This is a genomic window from Promicromonospora sp. NPDC110617, assembly GCF_055598465.1.
This window is the reverse complement of sequence record NZ_JBVKBM010000002.1, coordinates 407,217-425,363: the sequence shown is the minus strand read 5'-3', so window position 1 is coordinate 425,363 and position 18,147 is coordinate 407,217. Positions and strand designations below refer to the sequence as shown.

Genomic DNA, 18,147 nt, shown 5'->3' with positions numbered 1-18,147 from the left:
GCGCACATGCGTACACGGATCACCTGGGGCCGGCTGCTCGCCTGGGTCGTGCTGTGGTTCTTCGTGCTGGCCACCGTGCTGCCGTTCTACTGGATGCTGCGCACCGCGTTCTCGGACAACCAGGCGCTCGCCGCCCAGTCCTTCTCGCTGCTGCCCGCCGACTTCACGCTCGGCCCGTTCGAGCGGGTGTTCGGCCTGGCCACCCCGGAGGAGGCCATGGCGGAGGGCGGTTCGGGCGCGTCCCTGAGCTTCTGGCTCTACCTGCGCAACTCGCTCGTGGTCGCCACGGCCGTGACGGTGGGCCAGGTGCTGTTCTCCTCGATGGCGGCCTACGCCTTCGCCCGGCTGAGCTGGCCCGGGAGGGACGCCTGGTTCGCCGTCTTCCTCGGGGCGCTCCTGGTGCCGCCGATCTTCACCTCGCTGCCGAACTTCCTGACGATCAAGTCGCTGGGCCTGCTGAACACGCTGCCCGGGATCATGCTGCCGAGCCTGTTCATGACGCCGTTCGCGATCTTCTTCATGCGGCAGTTCTTCCTCGGCATCCCGAAGGAGATCGACGAGGCGGCGATGATCGACGGCGCCAAGCCCTGGCGCATCTTCTTCCGGATCATCCTGCCGATCTCGGCGGCGCCGGTCACCACGCTCGGCATCCTCACGTTCATCAACACCTGGAACGACTACTTCTGGCCGCTCCTGGTGGGCCAGACGGAGGAGTCCAAGGTGCTCACCGTGGCCCTGGGCGTCTTCCGCTCGCAGACGCCGCAGGGCGCGCCGGACTGGGCCGGGCTCATGGCCGCGTCCCTCGTCGCGGCCCTGCCCATCGTGATCCTCTACGCCGTCTTCGGGCGCCGGGTCATCAACTCCATCGGTTTCTCCGGCATCAAGTAGCCGGGCCAGAAAGGAACACCATGAAGCGAAAGATGCTCGCGGGCGCCGTCGCCCTCGCGTCCCTGTCCCTGACCGCCTGCGCGGGCGGCTCGTCCGGCGCCGAGGCGGAGGGCCAGATCGACTACTGGCTGTGGGACTCGAACCAGCAGCCCGTCTACCAGCAGTGCGCCGACGCCTTCCACGAGGCCAACCCCGACCTGACGGTCAAGATCACGCAGCGCGGCTGGGACGACTACTGGTCCGCGCTGACCACCGCGTTCTCGTCGGGCACCGGCCCGGACGTGTTCACCGACCACGTGTCCAAGTACCCCGAGTTCGTGGCCAACGGCCAGCTCCTGGCGCTGGACGACCACATCGCCGACGTCGACCTCGACCAGTACTCGGCCGGGCTCGCGGACCTGTGGGTCGCCCAGGACGGCAAGCGGTACGGCCTGCCGAAGGACTGGGACACCGTCGCGATCTTCTACAACCAGAAGATGGTCGAGGACGCCGGGCTCACCGAGAAGGACATGCAGGACCTCGACTGGAACCCGGACGACGGCGGCAGCTACGAGGAGGCCATCGCGCGCCTGACCGTCGACGCGAACGGCGTGCGCGGCGACGAGCCGGGCTTCGACAAGGAGAACGTCGCGGTCTACGGCCTGGGCATCCCCGGCGCCGGGTACGAGAACGGGCAGACCGAGTGGAGCATGTACACCGCCACCACGGGCTGGACGCACACCGACGAGAACCCGTGGGGCACGCACTACAACTACGACGACCCGCGCTTCCAGGACACCATCGCCTGGTGGTACTCCCTGATCGAGAAGGGCTACGCGCCGCCGCTGGAGACCACGATCGGCGCGTCGGTGAACGACAACTTCGGCGCGGGCAAGTCCGCCATCAACATCAGCGGCGACTGGATGCTCTCGACCTACTTCGGGTACGACGGCGTCGACGTCGGTCTGGCGCCCACGCCCACCGGCCCGAACGGGCAGCGCGCGAGCATGTTCAACGGCCTGGCGGACTCCGTGTGGGCGGGCACGGACAACCCCGAGGGCGCGGCGAAGTGGGTCGCCTTCCTGGGCTCGACCGACTGCCAGGACCTCGTGGGCGCGGCCGGCGTCGTCTTCCCGGCCATCACGAGCTCTGCCGAGATCGCCACCGAGGCGTTCGCCGAGAAGGGGATCGACGTCTCGCCGTTCACCACCCACGTCGAGGACGGCACCACGTTCCTGTTCCCGGTGACCGACCACGCCTCGGACGTGCACGCGATCATGACCCCCGCGATGGACGAGGTGCTGGGCGGCAAGGCCGACGTCAGCTCGTTGACCGAGGCCAACGAGCAGGTCAACGCCCTGTTCGACTGACCGGGAGGCGCGGCTGGTCGTGCTGGTTCTCGCGCCGGTACGCCGCCGGCGGCATGCCGCACACGTCGCCGAACGCGGTGTAGAACCGGCTCACGGAGCTGAAGCCGGACTCGGCCGCGACGTCGGCGACCGGCAGTCCGGTGGTCACCAGCAGCCGCCGCGCCTCGGCCAGCCGGCACCGGGTCAGGTAGTCGACCATCGTGGTGTGCACGACCTTGCGGAACTGGGCCATGGCGTAGTTGGGGTGCAGCCGCACGGTCCGTGCGACGTCCGCCACGGTGAGCGGTTCGCGGAAGTGCTCGGCGATGTGCCGCACCATCGCCAGCACCTGCCGCAGCGCCGGGTCGCCGGCTGCGAACTGCCGCACCGGCTGCCCCGGTGTGGCCAGTCCGAGCCGGCGCACCCGGGCCTCGATCTCCAGCATCGCGATGCGGCGCAGCTCGGGCTGGTCGCCCGACAGGTCGGCGGCCCACTGCGTGAAGTTCGCGTCGTCGGTCGTCCGCGCCGCCTCCGGCGGTGAGATCAGCGGCATGCCGGAGAGCAGGCGGCCGACCAGCGCGGTGGGCAACCCCCAGCCGAGGAAGGTCGAGAACGGCACGTGCACCCAGTGTGCCCGGGTCGCCGTGCTGGCGATGAGCTGGTGGGGCACCGCAGCCCAGAACGCGGCCACCGACCCGGGGCCGATCTCGACCGGCGCGCCACCGAACAGGTACAGCATCGTGCCGCCCTCGGTGACCAGGTTGATCTCCAGGTCGTCGTGCTGGTGGGCGGTGCCCATCAGGGTGGGGCGGCCGGACCAGCTCACGAGAGCGGGCGGCTCGATCTCGATCTGCGACGTCATCTGGCCCCCCCGGGCATCTGATGATCCAGGAAGAACCGGCTTGGATCCGTGAAGAGTTCGCTGATCGTAGGTACGTAGGGTCGAGGCCGTCAACGCGGCCGCCGGCCGTCGTCACCCCCCCGGCCGCATCGCCGCGGCCCGAGACAAGGAGCAGCTGTGTTCACACTTGGCATCGTCGGAGCCGGGCAGTTCGCCGGGCAGTTCGTCAAGCTCTGGAACCTGCACCCCGGCGTCGGGGACATCTACGTCACCGACCTGCTGCCCGAGCGCGCCGAGAAGCTGGTCGGCGAGTACGACCTCGCCGGAGCCGTCCCGTCCTTCGAGGACCTGCTCGCCTCCGACGTCGACGCCGTCGCGATCTTCACGCAGCGCTGGACGCACGGGCCGCTGGTGGTCCAGGCGCTGCGCGCCGGCAAGCACGTCTACTCCTCGGTGCCGATGGCGATCTCCGAGGAGGAGATCGAGGCGATCGTCGAGGCGGTCCGCGAGACCGGGCTGACCTACATGATGGGCGAGACGAGCTACTACAACCCGGCGACGGTCCATGCCCGCGACCAGGCCGCGAAGGGCGCGTTCGGCCGGCTCTTCTACGCCGAGGGCGACTACCTGCACGACATGGACCTGGGCTTCTACGACGCGTACAAGTACAGCGGCGGGGAGAACTGGAAGTCCACGGCGAGCTACCCGCCCCTGATGTACCCGACGCACTCCCTGGGCGGGATCCTCGGTGCCTGGCAGACGCACGCGACCAGCGTCTCGGCGATCGGCGTGCTCGACGACCGCGGCGACGGGGTGTTCGACAGGGAGGTGAGCCAGTTCGCCAACGACTTCTCCAACGCCACCGCGCTGTTCGAGGCCGCGGGCGGGGGCGCGTTCCGCATCAACGAGTTCCGCCGGGTCGGGTTCCCCTCGCACGTCCGTGAGTCGCGGTTCCGGTTCTTCGGCACCGAGGCCAGCATGGAGCAGCTCGTCAACGTCAGCCTCTGGCAGGACAAGCAGGAGGTCGTCGACCTCACGGAGCACCTGGCGCCCAAGCCCACGCTGTCGCCCGACGACCCGTCGCTGGAGCACGTCTCGCCCGCCCTGCGGGATGCCTTCACGTCGGGCTCCGCGCCCGTGCACGACCGCTCGCGGCTGCCGAAGGAGTTCGCGAACGTGTCCAACGGGCACGAGGGCAGCCACCACTTCCTGGCCGACGACTTCGTCACCGCCGTCAACACCGGCGCCCTCCCGCCGGTCAACGCCTGGGTCGCCGCGCGGTACACGATGCCCGGCATCGTCGCGCACGAGTCGGCGCTCAAGGGCGGCGTCCGCCTGGACATCCGCGACTTCGGGGACGCGCCGCAGGGCTGACGGGCAGGGGGCCGGGGAGCCCTCGGGAACTTTCCGGCCCCAGCCCAGTTGATCCTGCGTACGGTCCGGTTCGTGGGAGGAAGGCACATGTCGTTACGTGAGGGGCTGCTGCGTGCCACGCCCGGGTCGGTCGCGACGGAGAACCGTGCTCTGCTCTCCGGGCTCGTCGCGCTGGCGGGGAGCCTGGTGGCGGGCATCGTGGCGTTCGGGGGAGAGCGGGTCCCGCTCTTCGGCGCGGCGTCGGCGGGTGTGGTGGCGGCCGTCGCCTCCGGGGTGTCCGGGGCGGCGGCGTTCTGCACCGGATACCTGCGGTCGTCCCGCGCGCCGCACGGCGGGCGGCCCGCCGGCAGGTGGCCCGACGGCGGGTGGCGGCGCTCCTTCGACGCCGTCGTCCTCACCGTCACGGCGGCCGGCATCGTCGTGCTGCTGACGGGATCGGTCTTCGCGGTGTTCGACCTCGCCTTCCGTGAGCTGCGCCTGGACGCGCTGATGGCGGCGGTCCTCGTCGGGCTGTCGGCCGCCGTCGCCGCCTACGCGCTCACCCTCGTCTCCGTGGCGGTGACGTCGGTCGCGATCGCGAACCTGCTCGCGCTGTTCCTCGTCAGCGGTGCGCTGGCCAGCATGCTCTCGGCCAACGACCCGCACTGGTGGCAGCTCAACTTCAGTGCGCTCGGCGTCGGCGGCGGTTTCTCCGCGTACGCGTTCAACATCACGCTGGTCTTCGCGGGTCTCGCGATGACGACACTGACCCACCACGTGATCGGCGACCTGCGCAGCGGGGCGTCGGAGCGGGAGCTGCGGCGCCTCGCGGTGCTCCGGACCTGGCTGATCGGGGTGGCCGTCCTGCTCGTCGCGCTGGGCTGGGTGACCGTCGAGGTCGCGAAGGTGCTGCACACGGCGATCGCGTCGGCCATGACGGTGCTGTTCGCGGGCCTCGTCGTCGCGACCCCGCACCTCGTCCCGCGGCTGCCGCGCACCTTTCTCGTCACGTCGTCCCTCTTCGTCAGCGCCTTCGCGCTCGTGGTCCTCCTGATGTGGCCGGTGGGCTACTTCAACCTCACCGCCGTCGAGTTCCTCGGGTTCGCTCTGCTCCTGACCTGGCTCTTCCTGTTCGTGCGCACCGTCGCGGCCCGCCTCGAGGACGAGCGCGCCGATCCGCCGTCCTCGGCGCGGCCGCGTCCGCCGCGTTCGGTCCCAACCCCAGACGGCGTTCCTGAGCACGGTCGTCGCGCCCATGCCGTGGGGCCGGCCGGTGTGGAACGCCAGGTGTAGGAGGGCCTCCTGCCGCTCCTCGTCGGTGATGATCTCCCCGGTGTGGGCGGCCCGGGTGTGGGGTGTACCAGCAGGGACTGGCAAGAAGCCCCGGAAGCGCCTTGACTCGATGTCGTACGCACCGAGACACCAGAGGACGACATGAACCACGCCGAGCTCGACCAGATCTTCCCCCTGGGGGAGAAGAACGACGCCTACGCGCAGTACTTCACCGGCCAGAGCTACCTCGCGCCCCTCGCGTCGGGGAGCGTTCCGGTCAGCAACGTCACCTTCGAGCCGGGCTGCCGCAACAACTGGCACATCCATCACGGCACCGGCGGCGGCGACCAGATCCTGCTGTGCACGGCCGGCAGCGGCTGGTACCAGGCCGAGGGGGAGAACCCGGTCAGCCTGGAGCCGGGATCCGTGGTCCGTGTGCCGGCCGGCACCAAGCACTGGCACGGCGCGAAGTCCGGCTCGTGGTTCTCCCACGTCGCCTTCATCACCCCGGCCGACGACCTCCGCAACGAGTGGCTCGAACCGGTCACCGACGAGGTGTACGGCGCCCTGCCGAAGAGCTGACGCCCTGCCGAAGAGCTGAGGGGACGATCGGCGTGCGTCAGCGGTCGGCGGAGGCTGGCGTGCCGGCGGAGGCCGGCGTGGCGGCGGAGGCCGGCGGGCCGGCGGCCGCGGTGGCTCGCCGGGCGGCCGCGACCGCGACGGCCAGCCCGTCCGCCGCAGCCGCGTTGGCGTGCTCGACACCCCGGGCCAACGCCGACGCCGATGCGTTCGAACCTGCGCCGGCAGCGGACCCGACAGCGGACTCCGAGCCGGAGGATGCGGTGGTCTCCTGGACGTCGGCGGTGAGCCCCGTGTCGGCTCCCGTTGCTGCCGCCGGGGTCGTCCGGGCGGCCTCCGCGACGGTCTGCACGGCTGCGGCGGCGTCGTCCTTCGGCGTGGTCGACGGGCGGGGCTGTCGGTCCGTGGGACGGATCGACGGCGGCGGCGGCGCTTCCCGGTTCCCCGGGGCGCCGGTCTCCGGGCCGCCCTCGTCGACACCGGCGGCCTCCAGCACCCGGCCCGCGGTCTCACCGGTCTGATCGGCGACGTACGTCGCCGCCCCGACGACCGTGACCGCGACGAGCGCGGCAGCGGCCACGGCGGTCTCCCTCCGGTTCGCCCGGGCGGCGAGGGGCGCGGGACGGGCGGTGACGTCGGCCGGCGCACTCTCGACCACGGCGTCGTTCCCGGCTTCGCGGAGCGCCCAGGAGACGTCGCACACGTCGACGAACGCGCGGGTGCACCGGGCGCAGTCGTTCATGTGGACCTCCAGCCGCCGCTGGCGGTGGGGCAGGAGGCGTCCGGCGAGGTAGTCGTGCATGACCGCGCGGCCGGCGCGGCACTCGGGTTCGGCCACGTGCCGGGCGTGCGCGGCGGCCAGGGCGGCGGCGAGGTTCTCCTCGGCACGGCGGAGCCGGCCGGGCACGGCGTGCGGGTGGAGGCCGAGCAGCTCGCCGATGCTCGTCATGGTCGCGCCGTGCACGTGACGGCCGACCAGGATCGTGCGGTCTGCGTCTGTCAGGTCGCGCATGGCTGCGCGCAGCACGACAAGGGCTCCCCGGCGCTCGACGTCGACCGGCAGTGCACGGACGTCACCCCGGGGGTCCCACACCCGGTCGCGATGAAGGGCGTCCACGTCAACGGCCTCCTCCCGCTAGGAGTCGTCTGGTCCTGCTGCAGACCACCACCGTGAGCTACGCCCGTATCGTACTTTCCGAACAGGGAAGACCTTCCGGGTTTCATCCTCCGACCAGCCCGATGAGTTCGGGCTGGGCCGACGTGGTCCGGGGCCGTACTGCCCGCCGCGGGCTCGGAGGAAATCCTCCGTACCCACGGCGGATCCCACCATTCCAGGGCGCATGCCTCGAAACCTACGTTCGAGGCATGGAGAACAGACCGATCACATCCGTGCTCGCGCAGCTGACCGCCCCAGGAAGGGACTGAGATGACCATCGTCCTCGAGCCACCAGCCCCGTCCGGACACCCGGCCCCGGCCCGTATCGGCCGGCCGGCGATCGGCGCCCTGGGCACCCTCGCCCTCGCACTCGGCACCCTGCAGACCGTGGTGGACCCGGCCCGTCCCCTGCTCGAGCGCGAGCTGGGCGTCGACTCGGCCGCGGCGGCCCTGATCGCCAGCACCCTGCTGATCACCGGCGCGATCGTCGCGCCCATCGCGGGCAAGCTCGGCGACCGCTACGGCGGAAAGCGGGTGCTGCTCGTGCTGATGGCGCTGGTCTCGGCGGGCGGCATGCTGTCGAGCCTTGCGCCGAACCTGCCGGTGCTGCTGATCGGTCAGACGCTGCAGGGCGCCATGGTGGGCGCGCTGCCCCTGTCGTTCATCCTGGTCCGCAAGAACTTCCCCACCGGCCGGACGCAGGTGGCCATCGGCGTGGTGAGCGCCCTGTTCACCGCCGGTGGCATCGTGGGCACGCTGGTCGCAGGGCCGCTCGCGGAGGGTCTGTCCTGGCACTGGATCTTCGCGGCGCCGACGATCGTGATCGTCGCGGCGACGCTGGTCGTGCTCCGGCTGATGCCGGACGACCCACCGAGCGAAGGGGGCACCAGGATCGACTGGCCCGGCGTGGCCCTGCTGAGCGCCACGCTGGTCGCGCTCATGCTGGGTCTGCTGTTGGTGGCCGGTGGCGGCGTGCCGCCGCTGGCCGTCGGTGGCATCGTGCTGGTCGTCGCCCTGCTCGCCGCGGCCTGGGTGGCCGTCGAGCGCCGGGCGATCTCCCCGATGGTCGAGCTGCGCATGCTGGCAGCGCCCGCCATGTGGAGCGCGGCCGTGCTCACCGTCGCCATCGCGGCGATCTCCGCGATGCTGCAGACCTTCGTCCCCAAGCTGTTCCAGGTGTCGGGGGAGGGCTACGGCCTGGGGCTCGACACCACCGACATCGGCCTGTTCATGATGCCCGCCTCGATCGCCGGCGTGCTGGCGGGCTCCGTGGGCGGGTTCGCCGTGCAGCGCTACGGCGCGCGTGCCGTGGCGACCACGGGCGCGGTCGCCACCGCCGGCGTCCTCGTGGCCGTCGCCGCGCTGCACGACACGGTGTGGCAGCTCGTCGTGGCGCGGGCGCTCGCCGCCTTCGTCGGTGGCCTGATCACCACGGCACTGCTCGCCAGCACCGCGACCTCCGTCGCCGCGAAGGACACGGGGATCGCCACGAGCCTCCTCGTCGTGATCCGCCTGATCGGCGCGGTCGCGGGCGGCCAGGCCGCCGGATCGATCCTCGACGCCGGGAACGATCCGGTGACCGGGGCGCCCGCCGAGTCGGCCTTCGTCACCGGCTTTCTCGTGGCCGCCCTCGTGGCCGCACTGTCCCTGCTCGTCGTTCGTCACCTGAAGAAGGAAGCCCGGTCATGACATCTCAGCCCTGCACCGCCCGGCGCACGGTCCTGATCGCCGGAGCAAGCCTGGCCGGCCCCACCCTCGCGTACTGGCTGCACCGATACGGGTTCGCCGTCACGGTCGTCGAGAAGGCGCACGCACCTCGTGGGGGCGGCTACCCGATCGACGTCCGCGGCACCGCGATCGAGGTGGTCCGGCGGATGGGGATCCTGCCGCGGCTGCGGGTCGCGCACATCGACACCGGACGGTTCACCTTCCTCGACGCCGACGGCGGCGAGGTGGCTGTCCTCCATCCCTACGCGGTCGCCGGGAGCGTCGCGGGGCAGGACCTCGAGGTGGGGCGCGGGGACCTGACCACCGCGCTGTACGAGACGGTCCGTGACGACGTGGAGTTCGTGTTCGACGACTCCGTCGACCGCCTCGACCAGCAGAGGCACGGGGTCGACGTCACCTTCCGCAGCGGCAGACAACGCACGTTCGACGTGGTGGTCGGTGCCGACGGCATGCACTCGGGCACCCGGAAGGTCCTGTTCGGGCCGGAAGAACAGTTCCACCGGTACCTCGGCTACGGCTTCGCCGTGTTCACCATGCCCAACACCCTCGGGCTGTCGCGCGAGCTGCTCATGTGGAACACCCCGGGCCGGGCCGCCGCGCTCTACGCCACCGGGGACACCGACGACGACCTGCACGCCTTCCTGAACTTCCACCAGCCGCAACGGCCCCTCCACGTCCTGCGGGACCCGGACGCCCAGCGGGAGCTGGTCGCCAGCACCTACGCCGGTGCGGGCTGGGAGATACCGAGCATCGTCGACGCCATGCATCAGGCGGACGACCTGTTCTTCGACACGGCGGGCCAGATCCGCATGCCCCGCTGGTCGAGCGGCCGCGTGGCGGTCGTCGGCGACGCCGCCTCTGCGCCGTCGTTCCTGACCGGGCAGGGCTCCAGCCTCGCGCTGGTCGGTGCCTACATGCTCGCCCGGTCCTTGGCCACGCACGAGGACCACGTCGCCGCCTTCGCCGCCTACGAGCGTGACACCCGCGAGTTCGTCACGATGAACCAGGCACTGGTCGACAAGGGCGGCGCCAGGCTGTTCCCCACCACCGCCGACGCGCTGGACCGACGCAACGCCATGCTCCGTGACCTGGTCGCCATGCCGGCCACGACGCCGCAGCCCGCCCACTCGGCCCTCGTGCTCCCGGAGCCTGCGCCGACGGCGTGAGCCCGGTCCGGGCTCCGACACGGAGGAAATCCCTACCACCCTCGGGGGAACCCACCCTGTCCCGGCAGGGCGGCCCCACGGCAGGCTGGCACCATGAAGACCTTGACCCTCGACCCGCGAGAGCGGCGGTCCGGGCGGAGACCCGGCTGGACGCACCTGCTCGGCGCGCCGTCGTCCTCCGTCACCTGGCGTTCGTACGGCTACCTGTGGTCCATGCTGCTCCTGGGACCGTTCGCCCTCGCCTACCTGCTGGTCACCGTGGCGGTCACGGCCGGGGCCGCCGTGACCGTCGTCGGGCTGTTCGTCGCCGGTGGGCTCGTGGTGGGCGCGCGATGGTGGGGCGCCACCTACCGCCGCCTGGCGGGCCACCTGCTGGACACGCACGTCGCCGCGCCCGCACCCCGCCGGCCGCGCCAGGGCTTCCGGCCGCGGCTCGGCGGGGCGCTCGGCGACCCGGTGGGCTGGCGAGCACTGCTGTTCATGCTCGCGGCCCTGCCGGTGACGCTCGCCGGTGTCATCGTGAGCACCGCGTGCCTTGCGCTCGGGCTCGGCAGCGTCACCTACTGGTCCTGGTTCTGGTCGCTACCCCCTGAGCTCGCCATGGACAGCTCGTGGCACACTCCGGGCGGCCTCGCCCTCGTCGCTCTGGGCGGTCTGGTGATGCTGGTCCTGTGGCCGCTGGCCCAGTCGGGTTTCGTCGCCCTGCTGAAGCTGCTGACCAGGGTGCTGCTCGGCCCCACAGCCGCCAGCCTGCGGGTCGCCGAGCTGGAGCGCTCCCGCGCGGGCACGGTGCAGGACGCCGACGCCCGCCTGCGCCGCATCGAGCGAGATCTGCACGACGGTACCCAGGCGCGCCTGGTCGCCGTCGGCATGCAGCTCGGAGAGGCCCGCGAGCAGCTGGTCGCCGGAGACACAGACACCCTGGGCGAGCTGCTCGAAGTTGCGCACGCGTCGACGAAGGACGCCCTGGCCGAGCTCCGGGAGCTGGCCCGGGGCATTCACCCGCCGGCCCTGGACAGCGGCCTCGCGGTCGCCCTCGAGACGCTCGCCGCACGCGCGCCGCTGCCGGTCACGGCGGACATCGACCCGGCGGTCGAGGCGGGTGGCCGCCTGGCACCGGCGATCGAGTCGATCGTCTACTTCTCGATCGCCGAGCTGGTCACCAACGCGGCCAAGCATGCGCGAGCCTCGCGGGTCCACGTGCGGGTCGAGGTCGCCGCCGACGGCGGGAGCGGCGTCCTGCACATCCAGGTGCGCGACGACGGCGGCGGGGGCGCGACCGTCGTCGCCCCCGACGGGTCCGGGCTGCGGTCGGGCCTCGCGGGGCTCGCCGAGCGCGTCGGCTCGGTCGACGGCACGTTCGACCTGTCCAGCCCCGTCGGCGGGCCGACCGTCGTGACCATGACGCTCCCCGCGGTGCGCGCCGGCACGGCGGGTGCACACCGCACGGGCACCGGGAGCCGCGCATGACCGGGCCGGACGCCACGCCGTCGGAAGGCCTGCGGGTGGTGCTCGCCGAGGACTCCGGGATCCTGCGCGACGGGCTCGTCGCCCTGCTGACGCGGCGGGGGCACGAGGTGACGGCCGTGCCGGACGGCGCGAGCCTGGAGCGCGAGGTCCGGCACCTCGCGCACGAGTCGACGCTCCCTGATGTCGTGGTCGCGGACATCCGTATGCCACCCACGTTCACCGACGAGGGCCTGCGCACCGTGGTCGCGTTGCGGGAGCGGTTTCCCGGGCTGCCCGTGCTGCTCTTCTCGCAGTACGTGGAGACGCAGTACGCCGGCACCCTGCTCCAGGGCGACGCGCGCGCCGTGGGGTACCTCCTGAAGGACCGGGTGGTCGACGTGGGGGAGTTCACCCAGGCGCTGGCGCGCGTCGCCCGGGGCGAGACGGTGCTCGACCCGGAGGTGGTCTCCCAGCTCATGGGAGCCTCCGACCGGGACGTCGGCCGGGCGCGACTGTCCGGCAGGGAGCGCGAGGTGCTCGACCTCATCGCGCAGGGCCGGTCGAACGGCGGCATCGCGGAGCAGCTGTTCCTCTCCCAGGGCGCTGTGGAGAAGAACGTCGCGGCGATCTTCCAGAAGCTCGACCTGCCGTACGACGCTGCGGACAACCGCCGGGTGCTCGCCGTGCTGCGCTACCTGGGGACCTGAGGACGGGCCGGCGGCCCCCTCAGGCGTCGACGGTCAGGACGATCTTCCCGCGGGTGCGGTTCGTCTCGCCGAGCTCGTGCGCGCGGCCGGCCTCCTCGAGGGGGAAGGTGCGGGCCACCTCGACGTGCACCTCACCGGCGTCGATCAGCTCGGCGACGCGGGCGAGCGCCGCGGCGTCCGGCTCGACGAGGAACGCAGACGTGCGAGCGCCGGCGTCCGCGGCCGCGGCGGCGAGCTCCTCGGAGACCCCGCCCGGCACGGCGACGATGATGCCGCCCGGGCGGAGGCTGCCGACCAGCCGAGGGGCGTCGCCGCCGCCCACCAGCTCGACGATCGCGTCGATGTCCTTGATCCGGGTCTCGTACCCGGCGTCGTGGTAGTCCACGACCTCGTCGGCGCCGAGCTCACGCAGCCAGTCGTGGTTCGCCGCGCTCGCGGTCGTCACCACGTGCGCGCCGAGGTGGCGGGCGAACTGGACCGCGAAGTGCCCGACCCCGCCGGCGCCGGCCGTGACCAGGACCCGCTGTCCCGGCTGCACGTGCAGGGTGTCGACCAGCACCTGCCACGCCGTGAGGGCCGCCAGCGGCACGGCCGCGGCCTGCGCGTCGCTCACCGAGGCCGGTGCGCGGGTGAACTGTCGCGCCGGGGCGGCGACGTACTCGGCGTACGCGCCCGCCGCGCGCGGGAACCACGGCATGCCGTAGACCCGGTCCCCGACGGCCAGGGTGGTGACCCCGAACCCGACCTCCTCGACGACCCCGGCCACGTCCCAGCCGACGACGAAGGGCGGGTCGCCGAGCACGTGGGCCATCCCGTGGCCCTCCCGGGTCTTCCAGTCGACGGGGTTCACCCCTGCCGCGTGGACGCGGACGAGAACTTCGGTGGGCAGCGGCACGGGCCGCGGGACCGACTCGACCGCGAGGACCTCGCTGCCACCGAGACGATGCTGGACGACTGCGCGCATGGTGCTGATCTGTGTGGACATGGGTTCAGCATCGTCTGGCTCAGGAGCGCGAGGTAGTAGCCAGAAGGTCATCATGCGTAACATTCCGGCCATGACTCATCAGGTGGCCGTTCTCGCTCTCGACGGCGTGATCCCGTTCGACCTGGGGATCCCGGCCCGGGTGTTCCGGGAGGCTCGCGACGCCGACGGCACGAATCTCTACAGCGTGTCCACGTGCTCGCTCGGCGGGCGACCGGTGCGCACCAGCCAGGACTTCGTCATCGCCGTGGAGCACGACGAGCGGCTGCTCGCCCGGGCGGACACGGTGGTGATCGCCACGCAGGAGCCGACGCCCGAGCTGCTGGCCACCGGCACCCTGCCCGACGAGATCCTGGCCGCGCTCCGGCTCGTCCCGCCCACCAGCCGCATCGTGAGCCTCTGCACCTCGGCGTTCGTGCTCGCGGCGGCCGGTCTGCTCGACGGCCGCACGGCGACGACCCACTGGACGCTGTGCCAGGCGCTGACCGACCTCTTCCCGCAGGTGTCGGTCGACCCCGACGTGCTGTTCGTGGACAACGGCCGGGTGCTGACCTCGGCCGGCGGCGCCGCCGGGATCGACCTCTGCCTGCACCTGGTCCGGCGCGACCATGGCGCCGAGGTCGCCAACGGCGCGGCACGGCGGTGCGTCGTCGCCCCCTGGCGGGACGGCGGCCAGGCCCAGTTCATCGAGCACCCGCTGCCGGTCGACCCGGACTCGTCGACCGCGGGGGCCCGTGCCTGGGCACTGGCCCACCTCGACGAGCCGATCGGCCTGCTCGATCTGGCCCGGCACGCGAACATGAGTGTGCGAACCTTCTCCCGCCGCTTCCGCGCCGAGGTCGGCGAGAGCCCGGCGCAGTGGCTGATCCAGCGTCGGGTGGACAGGGCACGACGCCTCCTCGAGACCTCGGACCTGACCGTCGACCACGTCGCGACCGCCGCCGGGTTCGGCAGCGGAACACTGCTCCGCAAGCACTTCCACGCCACCATCGGCGTAGCGCCCGGTTCCTACCGCCGGACGTTCACCGCGCCGGTCAAGGGGTGAGCGGCGACCGGTGCCGCACGTCGGAGGGTGCGGCTCGGCGGTCATCCCGGACGTCACACAGAGAAGTACTTCGCCTCCGGGTGGTGGAACACGAAGGCATCGGTGGACTGCTCCGGGTGCAGCTGCAGCTCGTCCGACAGCGTGACGCCCACCCGCTCCGGCCGAAGCAGCTCCACGACCTTGTGCCGGTCCTCCATGTCCGGGCACGCCGGGTACCCGAGCGACATCCGCGCGCCGCGGTACTCCAGCTTGAACATGCCCTCGACCGTGCTCGGTTCCTCGGACGCGAACCCGAGCTCGGCCCGCACCCGCGCGTGCCAGAACTCCGCCAGCGCCTCCGTGAGCTGCACCGACAGCCCGTGCAGCTCCATGTACTCGCGGTACTTGTTCGCCTCGAACAGCTTCGCGGTGTGCGCCGAGACCGTGTCGCCCACGGTCACGAGCTGCACCGGCAGCACGTCGAACCGCCCGGTCTCCTCGACCCACGCGCGTGGGCGAACGAAGTCGGCGAGACACAGGTGCCGGTCGCGCCGCTGCCGCGGGAAGTGGAACCGCAGCCGCTCGGTGCCGAGCTCGCCCCCGGAGCCGCCGTCGGGCGCCCTGGTCCCGTCGAGGTCCCCGTGGTGCGCGACGACGACGTCGTCCCCCTCGGACCACACCGGGAAGTACCCGTACACCACGGTCGGGTCCATGATCTGGTCGGTGCGGATGCGGTCCAGCCACTCCGCGAGCCGCGGGCGGCCCTCGGTCTCGACGAGCTCCTCATAGGACGCGCCGGCCGGCCCGGACCCCGAGGCGCGGCCGGGCTTGAGGCCCCACTGGCCCATGAACGTCGCCCGCTCGTCCAGGAACGCCGCGTACTCCGTCAGCTGTACGCCCTTGACGATCCGCGTGCCCCAGAACGGCGGCTCCGGCACGGGGTTGTCGGCGGCCACGTCGGAGCGGGCGGGCAGGTCCTCGGGCGCCGTCTGCGTCACCGTCACCACGTTGTGCCGGCGCTTGCGCAGGGCGGGCAGGCCGACGTCGTCCGGCGAGGCGCCGCGCGCGACCCGCACCAGGGGCTCCATGAGCCGCAGCCCCTCGAAGGCGTCCTTCGCGTACCGGACGGTGCCGGGGAAGGCGCCGGCGAGGTCGTCCTCGACGTACGTGCGCGTCAGCGCGGCGCCGCCGAGCAGAACCGGCCAGCGCTTCTCGAACCCCCGCGAGGCCAGCTCCTCCAGGTTCTCCTTCATCACCACCGTCGACTTCACGAGCAGCCCCGACATGCCGATCACGTCGGCGTCGTGCTCGATCGCGGCGTCGATCATGGCGCTCACCGGCTGCTTGATGCCGATGTTGACCACCGTGTAGCCGTTGTTCGTCAGGATGATGTCCACGAGGTTCTTGCCGATGTCGTGCACGTCGCCGCGCACGGTCGCCAGCACGATCGTGCCCTTGGACCCGTTGTCGCCCTCGACCCGTTCCATGTGCGGCTCCAGCAGCGCGACGGCGGCCTTCATCACCTCCGCCGACTGCAGCACGAACGGGAGCTGCATCTCGCCCTTGCCGAACAGCTCGCCCACCACCTTCATGCCCTCCAGCAGGTGGTCGTTGACGATGTCCAGCGCCTTCATCCCGGCGCCGAGCGCCTCCTCGACGTCCGGCTCCAGGCCCTTGCGGGCGCCGTCGATGATGCGCCGCGCCAGCCGCTCGCCCACGGGCAGGGCCAGGAGCTCCGCCGCGCGCTGGTCCCGGATCGCGCCGGCGTCCACGCCCTCGAAGAGGTCCAGCAGCCTGGACAGCGGGTCGTACGTCAGGTTCCCGTCGGCGTCCCACTCGCGCTTGTCCCACACGAGGTCGAGCGCCGTCTGCCGCTGCTCGTCCGGGATGGAGGACAGCGGCAGGATCTTCGCCGCGTGCACGATCGCCGAGTCGAGCCCCGCCTCGGTCGCCTCGTGCAGGAACACCGAGTTCAGCACCGCACGCGCCGCCGGGTTCAAGCCGAACGACACGTTCGAGACGCCGAGCGTGGTGTGCACCCCGGGGTACTTGCGCGTGATGCGCCGGATCGCCTCGATGGTCTCGATCGCGTCGCGCCGCGTCTCCTCCTGGCCCGTCGCGATCGGGAACGTCAGGGCGTCGACGATGATGTCGTCCACCCGCATGCCCCAGTCGCCCACCAGCGTGTCGATCAGCCGCGACGCGATGGCCACCTTGCCGTCGGCGGTCCGGGCCTGCCCCTCCTCGTCGATCGTCAGGGCGACGACGGCGGCGCCGTGCTCGACCACCGCCGGCATGATCCGCCCGAACCGCGACGTCGGCCCGTCGCCGTCCTCGAAGTTGACCGAGTTGACCACGCCGCGGCCGCCCAGCAGCTCCAGGCCCGCGCGGATCACGGCGGGCTCCGTGGAGTCGATCACCAGCGGCAGCGTCGACGCGGAGGCCAGGCGGGAGACGACGTCCCGCACGTCCGCGACGCCGTCCCGCCCCACGTAGTCCACGCACACGTCCAGCAGGTGCGCGCCGTCGCGCGTCTGGGCGCGGGCGATGTCCACGACGTCGTCCCAGCGGGCCTCCAGCATCGCCTCCCGGAACGCCTTGGACCCGTTGGCGTTGGTGCGCTCGCCGATCGCCAGGAAGCTCGTCTCCTGCCGCAGGTCCGTCGCGGAGTACAGGGAGGCGACGGCGTTCTCGCGCACCGGCTGACGCGGCGCCACGGGCTGCCCGCCGACGGCCTCGACCACCAGGCGCATGTGCTCCGGCGTGGTGCCGCAGCAGCCGCCCACCAGGCCCAGGCCGAACTCGCGCGCGAACTGCGTGTGCGCCGCCGCGAGCTCCTGCGGCGTCAGCGGGTAGGAGGCACCGTGCGGCCCCAGCACCGGCAGGCCCGCGTTCGGCATGCACGCCACCGGCATCTGCGCGTGCTGCGACAGGTGCCGCAGGTGCTCGCTCATCTGCTCCGGACCCGTGGCACAGTTCATGCCGATCGCGTCGATGTCCAGCGCCTGCAGCGCCACCAGCGCCGCGCCGATCTCCGAGCCCATCAGCATGGTCCCGGTGGTCTCCACCGTCACCGACACGATGATCGCGACCCGCTGCCCGGTCTCCGCCATCGCCTGCCGGCAGCCCGTCACCGCGGCCTTGGCCTGCAGCAGGTCCTGGCTGGTCTCGATCAGCAGCGCGTCCGCGCCGCCCTCGACCAGACCCGCCGCCTGCTCCGCGAACGTGTCGCGCAGGTGCTCGTAGGTGGTGTGCCCCAGCGACGGCAGCTTGGTGCCCGGGCCCATCGAGCCCAGCACCCAGCGGGGCTTGTCCGGCGTCGCGTGGGCGTCGGCCCGCTCGCGCGCGATCCGGGCGCCCGCGCGGGCCAGCTCGCGGATGCGGTCGTCGATGCCGTAGTCCGACAGGTTCGACCAGTTGGCCCCGAACGTGTTCGACTCGATCGCGTCCACGCCCACCGCGAGGAACGCGTCGTGCACCCCGGCGATGAGGTCGGGCCGCGAGACCGTCAGGATCTCGTTGCAGCCCTCCAGGCCCTGGTAGTCGTCCAGGGTCGGGTTCGCCTCCTGGATCATCGTGCCCATCGCGCCGTCGGCCACGACCACGCGCGTGCGCATCGCCTCCAGCAGTGCGGCGGAACGCTCGGCGAGCGCGGGCAGGGCAGCGGGCAGTGC

General features: G+C 72.1%; 14 protein-coding genes. 10 read left to right on the top strand and 4 right to left on the bottom strand.

Translation table 11 applies throughout. The annotated features are described in order from the left end of the window. The first annotated feature begins 6 nt into the window (after positions 1 to 6). Both ACZ7LE_RS12725 and ACZ7LE_RS12720 read left to right on the top strand, forming a co-directional pair. Complete coding sequence (locus ACZ7LE_RS12725; protein WP_470403630.1) at positions 7 to 888, top strand: carbohydrate ABC transporter permease; 882 nt, start codon at positions 7 to 9, stop codon at positions 886 to 888. A 20-nt stretch (positions 889 to 908) separates the two neighbouring features. Beyond that, positions 909 to 2,237 (top strand): ABC transporter substrate-binding protein, encoded by a 1,329-nt coding sequence (locus tag ACZ7LE_RS12720; protein WP_470403629.1) that lies wholly within the window; start codon positions 909 to 911, stop codon positions 2,235 to 2,237. On the opposite strand, the gene ACZ7LE_RS12715 is transcribed toward ACZ7LE_RS12720, so the two are convergent. Further along, positions 2,218 to 3,078 (bottom strand): helix-turn-helix domain-containing protein, encoded by an 861-nt coding sequence (locus ACZ7LE_RS12715; RefSeq protein WP_470403628.1) that lies wholly within the window; start codon positions 3,076 to 3,078, stop codon positions 2,218 to 2,220. The two genes, ACZ7LE_RS12720 and ACZ7LE_RS12715, sit on opposite strands and share 20 nt — an antisense overlap. A 156-nt stretch (positions 3,079 to 3,234) precedes the next feature. Between ACZ7LE_RS12715 and ACZ7LE_RS12710 the strand changes: the two genes are divergently transcribed. The 3 genes from ACZ7LE_RS12710 to ACZ7LE_RS12700 all read left to right on the top strand — a co-directional run bounded on the left by ACZ7LE_RS12710 (position 3,235) and on the right by ACZ7LE_RS12700 (position 6,264). Beyond that, positions 3,235 to 4,431 carry a Gfo/Idh/MocA family protein gene (locus ACZ7LE_RS12710; protein WP_470403627.1) on the top strand — a complete coding sequence of 399 codons (1,197 nt, stop codon included), beginning with the start codon at positions 3,235 to 3,237 and terminating at the stop codon, positions 4,429 to 4,431. A gap of 87 nt (positions 4,432 to 4,518) precedes the next feature. After that, positions 4,519 to 5,703, top strand: a complete 1,185-nt coding sequence (locus tag ACZ7LE_RS12705; RefSeq protein WP_470403626.1) for a hypothetical protein — start codon at positions 4,519 to 4,521, stop codon at positions 5,701 to 5,703. A 141-nt stretch (positions 5,704 to 5,844) separates the two neighbouring features. Next, entirely contained in the window at positions 5,845 to 6,264 is a 420-nt protein-coding gene (locus tag ACZ7LE_RS12700; protein WP_470403625.1) for a cupin domain-containing protein, read from the top strand. A 37-nt stretch (positions 6,265 to 6,301) separates the two neighbouring features. Here ACZ7LE_RS12700 and ACZ7LE_RS12695 read toward each other — a convergent pair whose 3' ends face one another. Then, positions 6,302 to 7,378, bottom strand: coding sequence for a hypothetical protein (locus ACZ7LE_RS12695; RefSeq protein ID WP_470403624.1), 1,077 nt, complete (start codon positions 7,376 to 7,378; stop codon positions 6,302 to 6,304). A gap of 309 nt (positions 7,379 to 7,687) precedes the next feature. Between ACZ7LE_RS12695 and ACZ7LE_RS12690 the strand changes: the two genes are divergently transcribed. From ACZ7LE_RS12690 to ACZ7LE_RS12675, 4 genes are all read left to right on the top strand, one after another. Next, positions 7,688 to 9,106 carry an MFS transporter gene (locus ACZ7LE_RS12690; RefSeq protein ID WP_470403623.1) on the top strand — a complete coding sequence of 473 codons (1,419 nt, stop codon included), beginning with the start codon at positions 7,688 to 7,690 and terminating at the stop codon, positions 9,104 to 9,106. Beyond that, the gene (locus ACZ7LE_RS12685) at positions 9,103 to 10,311 is read left to right on the top strand and encodes an FAD-dependent monooxygenase (protein ID WP_470403622.1); all 1,209 of its coding nucleotides are present in this window, start codon (positions 9,103 to 9,105) and stop codon (positions 10,309 to 10,311) included. The genes ACZ7LE_RS12690 and ACZ7LE_RS12685 overlap by 4 nt, the downstream gene beginning before the upstream one ends. A gap of 93 nt (positions 10,312 to 10,404) precedes the next feature. After that, complete coding sequence (locus tag ACZ7LE_RS12680) at positions 10,405 to 11,781, top strand: sensor histidine kinase (protein ID WP_470403621.1); 1,377 nt, start codon at positions 10,405 to 10,407, stop codon at positions 11,779 to 11,781. Beyond that, entirely contained in the window at positions 11,778 to 12,467 is a 690-nt protein-coding gene (locus ACZ7LE_RS12675) for a response regulator (protein ID WP_470403620.1), read from the top strand. The genes ACZ7LE_RS12680 and ACZ7LE_RS12675 overlap by 4 nt, the downstream gene beginning before the upstream one ends. Positions 12,468 to 12,486: 19 nt before the next feature. Here ACZ7LE_RS12675 and ACZ7LE_RS12670 read toward each other — a convergent pair whose 3' ends face one another. Next, on the bottom strand, positions 12,487 to 13,452 hold the full coding sequence (locus ACZ7LE_RS12670; protein ID WP_470403619.1) for an NADP-dependent oxidoreductase: 966 nt from the start codon (positions 13,450 to 13,452) through the stop codon (positions 12,487 to 12,489). A 70-nt stretch (positions 13,453 to 13,522) separates the two neighbouring features. Between ACZ7LE_RS12670 and ACZ7LE_RS12665 the strand changes: the two genes are divergently transcribed. After that, complete coding sequence (locus tag ACZ7LE_RS12665) at positions 13,523 to 14,494, top strand: GlxA family transcriptional regulator (RefSeq protein ID WP_470403618.1); 972 nt, start codon at positions 13,523 to 13,525, stop codon at positions 14,492 to 14,494. Between the two features lie 53 nt (positions 14,495 to 14,547). Here ACZ7LE_RS12665 and metH read toward each other — a convergent pair whose 3' ends face one another. Beyond that, positions 14,548 to 18,090, bottom strand: coding sequence for a methionine synthase (gene metH, locus ACZ7LE_RS12660; RefSeq protein ID WP_470404549.1), 3,543 nt, complete (start codon positions 18,088 to 18,090; stop codon positions 14,548 to 14,550). Positions 18,091 to 18,147 lie beyond the last annotated feature (57 nt).

What these genes read in the sequence shown, in the direction of transcription:
- ACZ7LE_RS12720 (WP_470403629.1), top strand. Translation starts at nt 909, where the DNA reads ATGAAGCGAAAGATGCTCGCGGGCGCCGTCGCCCTCGCGTCCCTGTCC.
- ACZ7LE_RS12665 (WP_470403618.1), top strand. Translation starts at nt 13,523, where the DNA reads ATGACTCATCAGGTGGCCGTTCTCGCTCTCGACGGCGTGATCCCGTTC.
- ACZ7LE_RS12670 (WP_470403619.1), bottom strand. Translation starts at nt 13,452, where the DNA reads ATGTCCACACAGATCAGCACCATGCGCGCAGTCGTCCAGCATCGTCTC.
- ACZ7LE_RS12705 (WP_470403626.1), top strand. Translation starts at nt 4,519, where the DNA reads ATGTCGTTACGTGAGGGGCTGCTGCGTGCCACGCCCGGGTCGGTCGCG.
- ACZ7LE_RS12680 (WP_470403621.1), top strand. Translation starts at nt 10,405, where the DNA reads ATGAAGACCTTGACCCTCGACCCGCGAGAGCGGCGGTCCGGGCGGAGA.
- ACZ7LE_RS12725 (WP_470403630.1), top strand. Translation starts at nt 7, where the DNA reads ATGCGTACACGGATCACCTGGGGCCGGCTGCTCGCCTGGGTCGTGCTG.
- ACZ7LE_RS12675 (WP_470403620.1), top strand. Translation starts at nt 11,778, where the DNA reads ATGACCGGGCCGGACGCCACGCCGTCGGAAGGCCTGCGGGTGGTGCTC.
- ACZ7LE_RS12715 (WP_470403628.1), bottom strand. Translation starts at nt 3,078, where the DNA reads ATGACGTCGCAGATCGAGATCGAGCCGCCCGCTCTCGTGAGCTGGTCC.
- ACZ7LE_RS12690 (WP_470403623.1), top strand. Translation starts at nt 7,688, where the DNA reads ATGACCATCGTCCTCGAGCCACCAGCCCCGTCCGGACACCCGGCCCCG.
- ACZ7LE_RS12685 (WP_470403622.1), top strand. Translation starts at nt 9,103, where the DNA reads ATGACATCTCAGCCCTGCACCGCCCGGCGCACGGTCCTGATCGCCGGA.
- metH (WP_470404549.1), bottom strand. Translation starts at nt 18,090, where the DNA reads ATGCGCACGCGCGTGGTCGTGGCCGACGGCGCGATGGGCACGATGATC.
- ACZ7LE_RS12700 (WP_470403625.1), top strand. Translation starts at nt 5,845, where the DNA reads ATGAACCACGCCGAGCTCGACCAGATCTTCCCCCTGGGGGAGAAGAAC.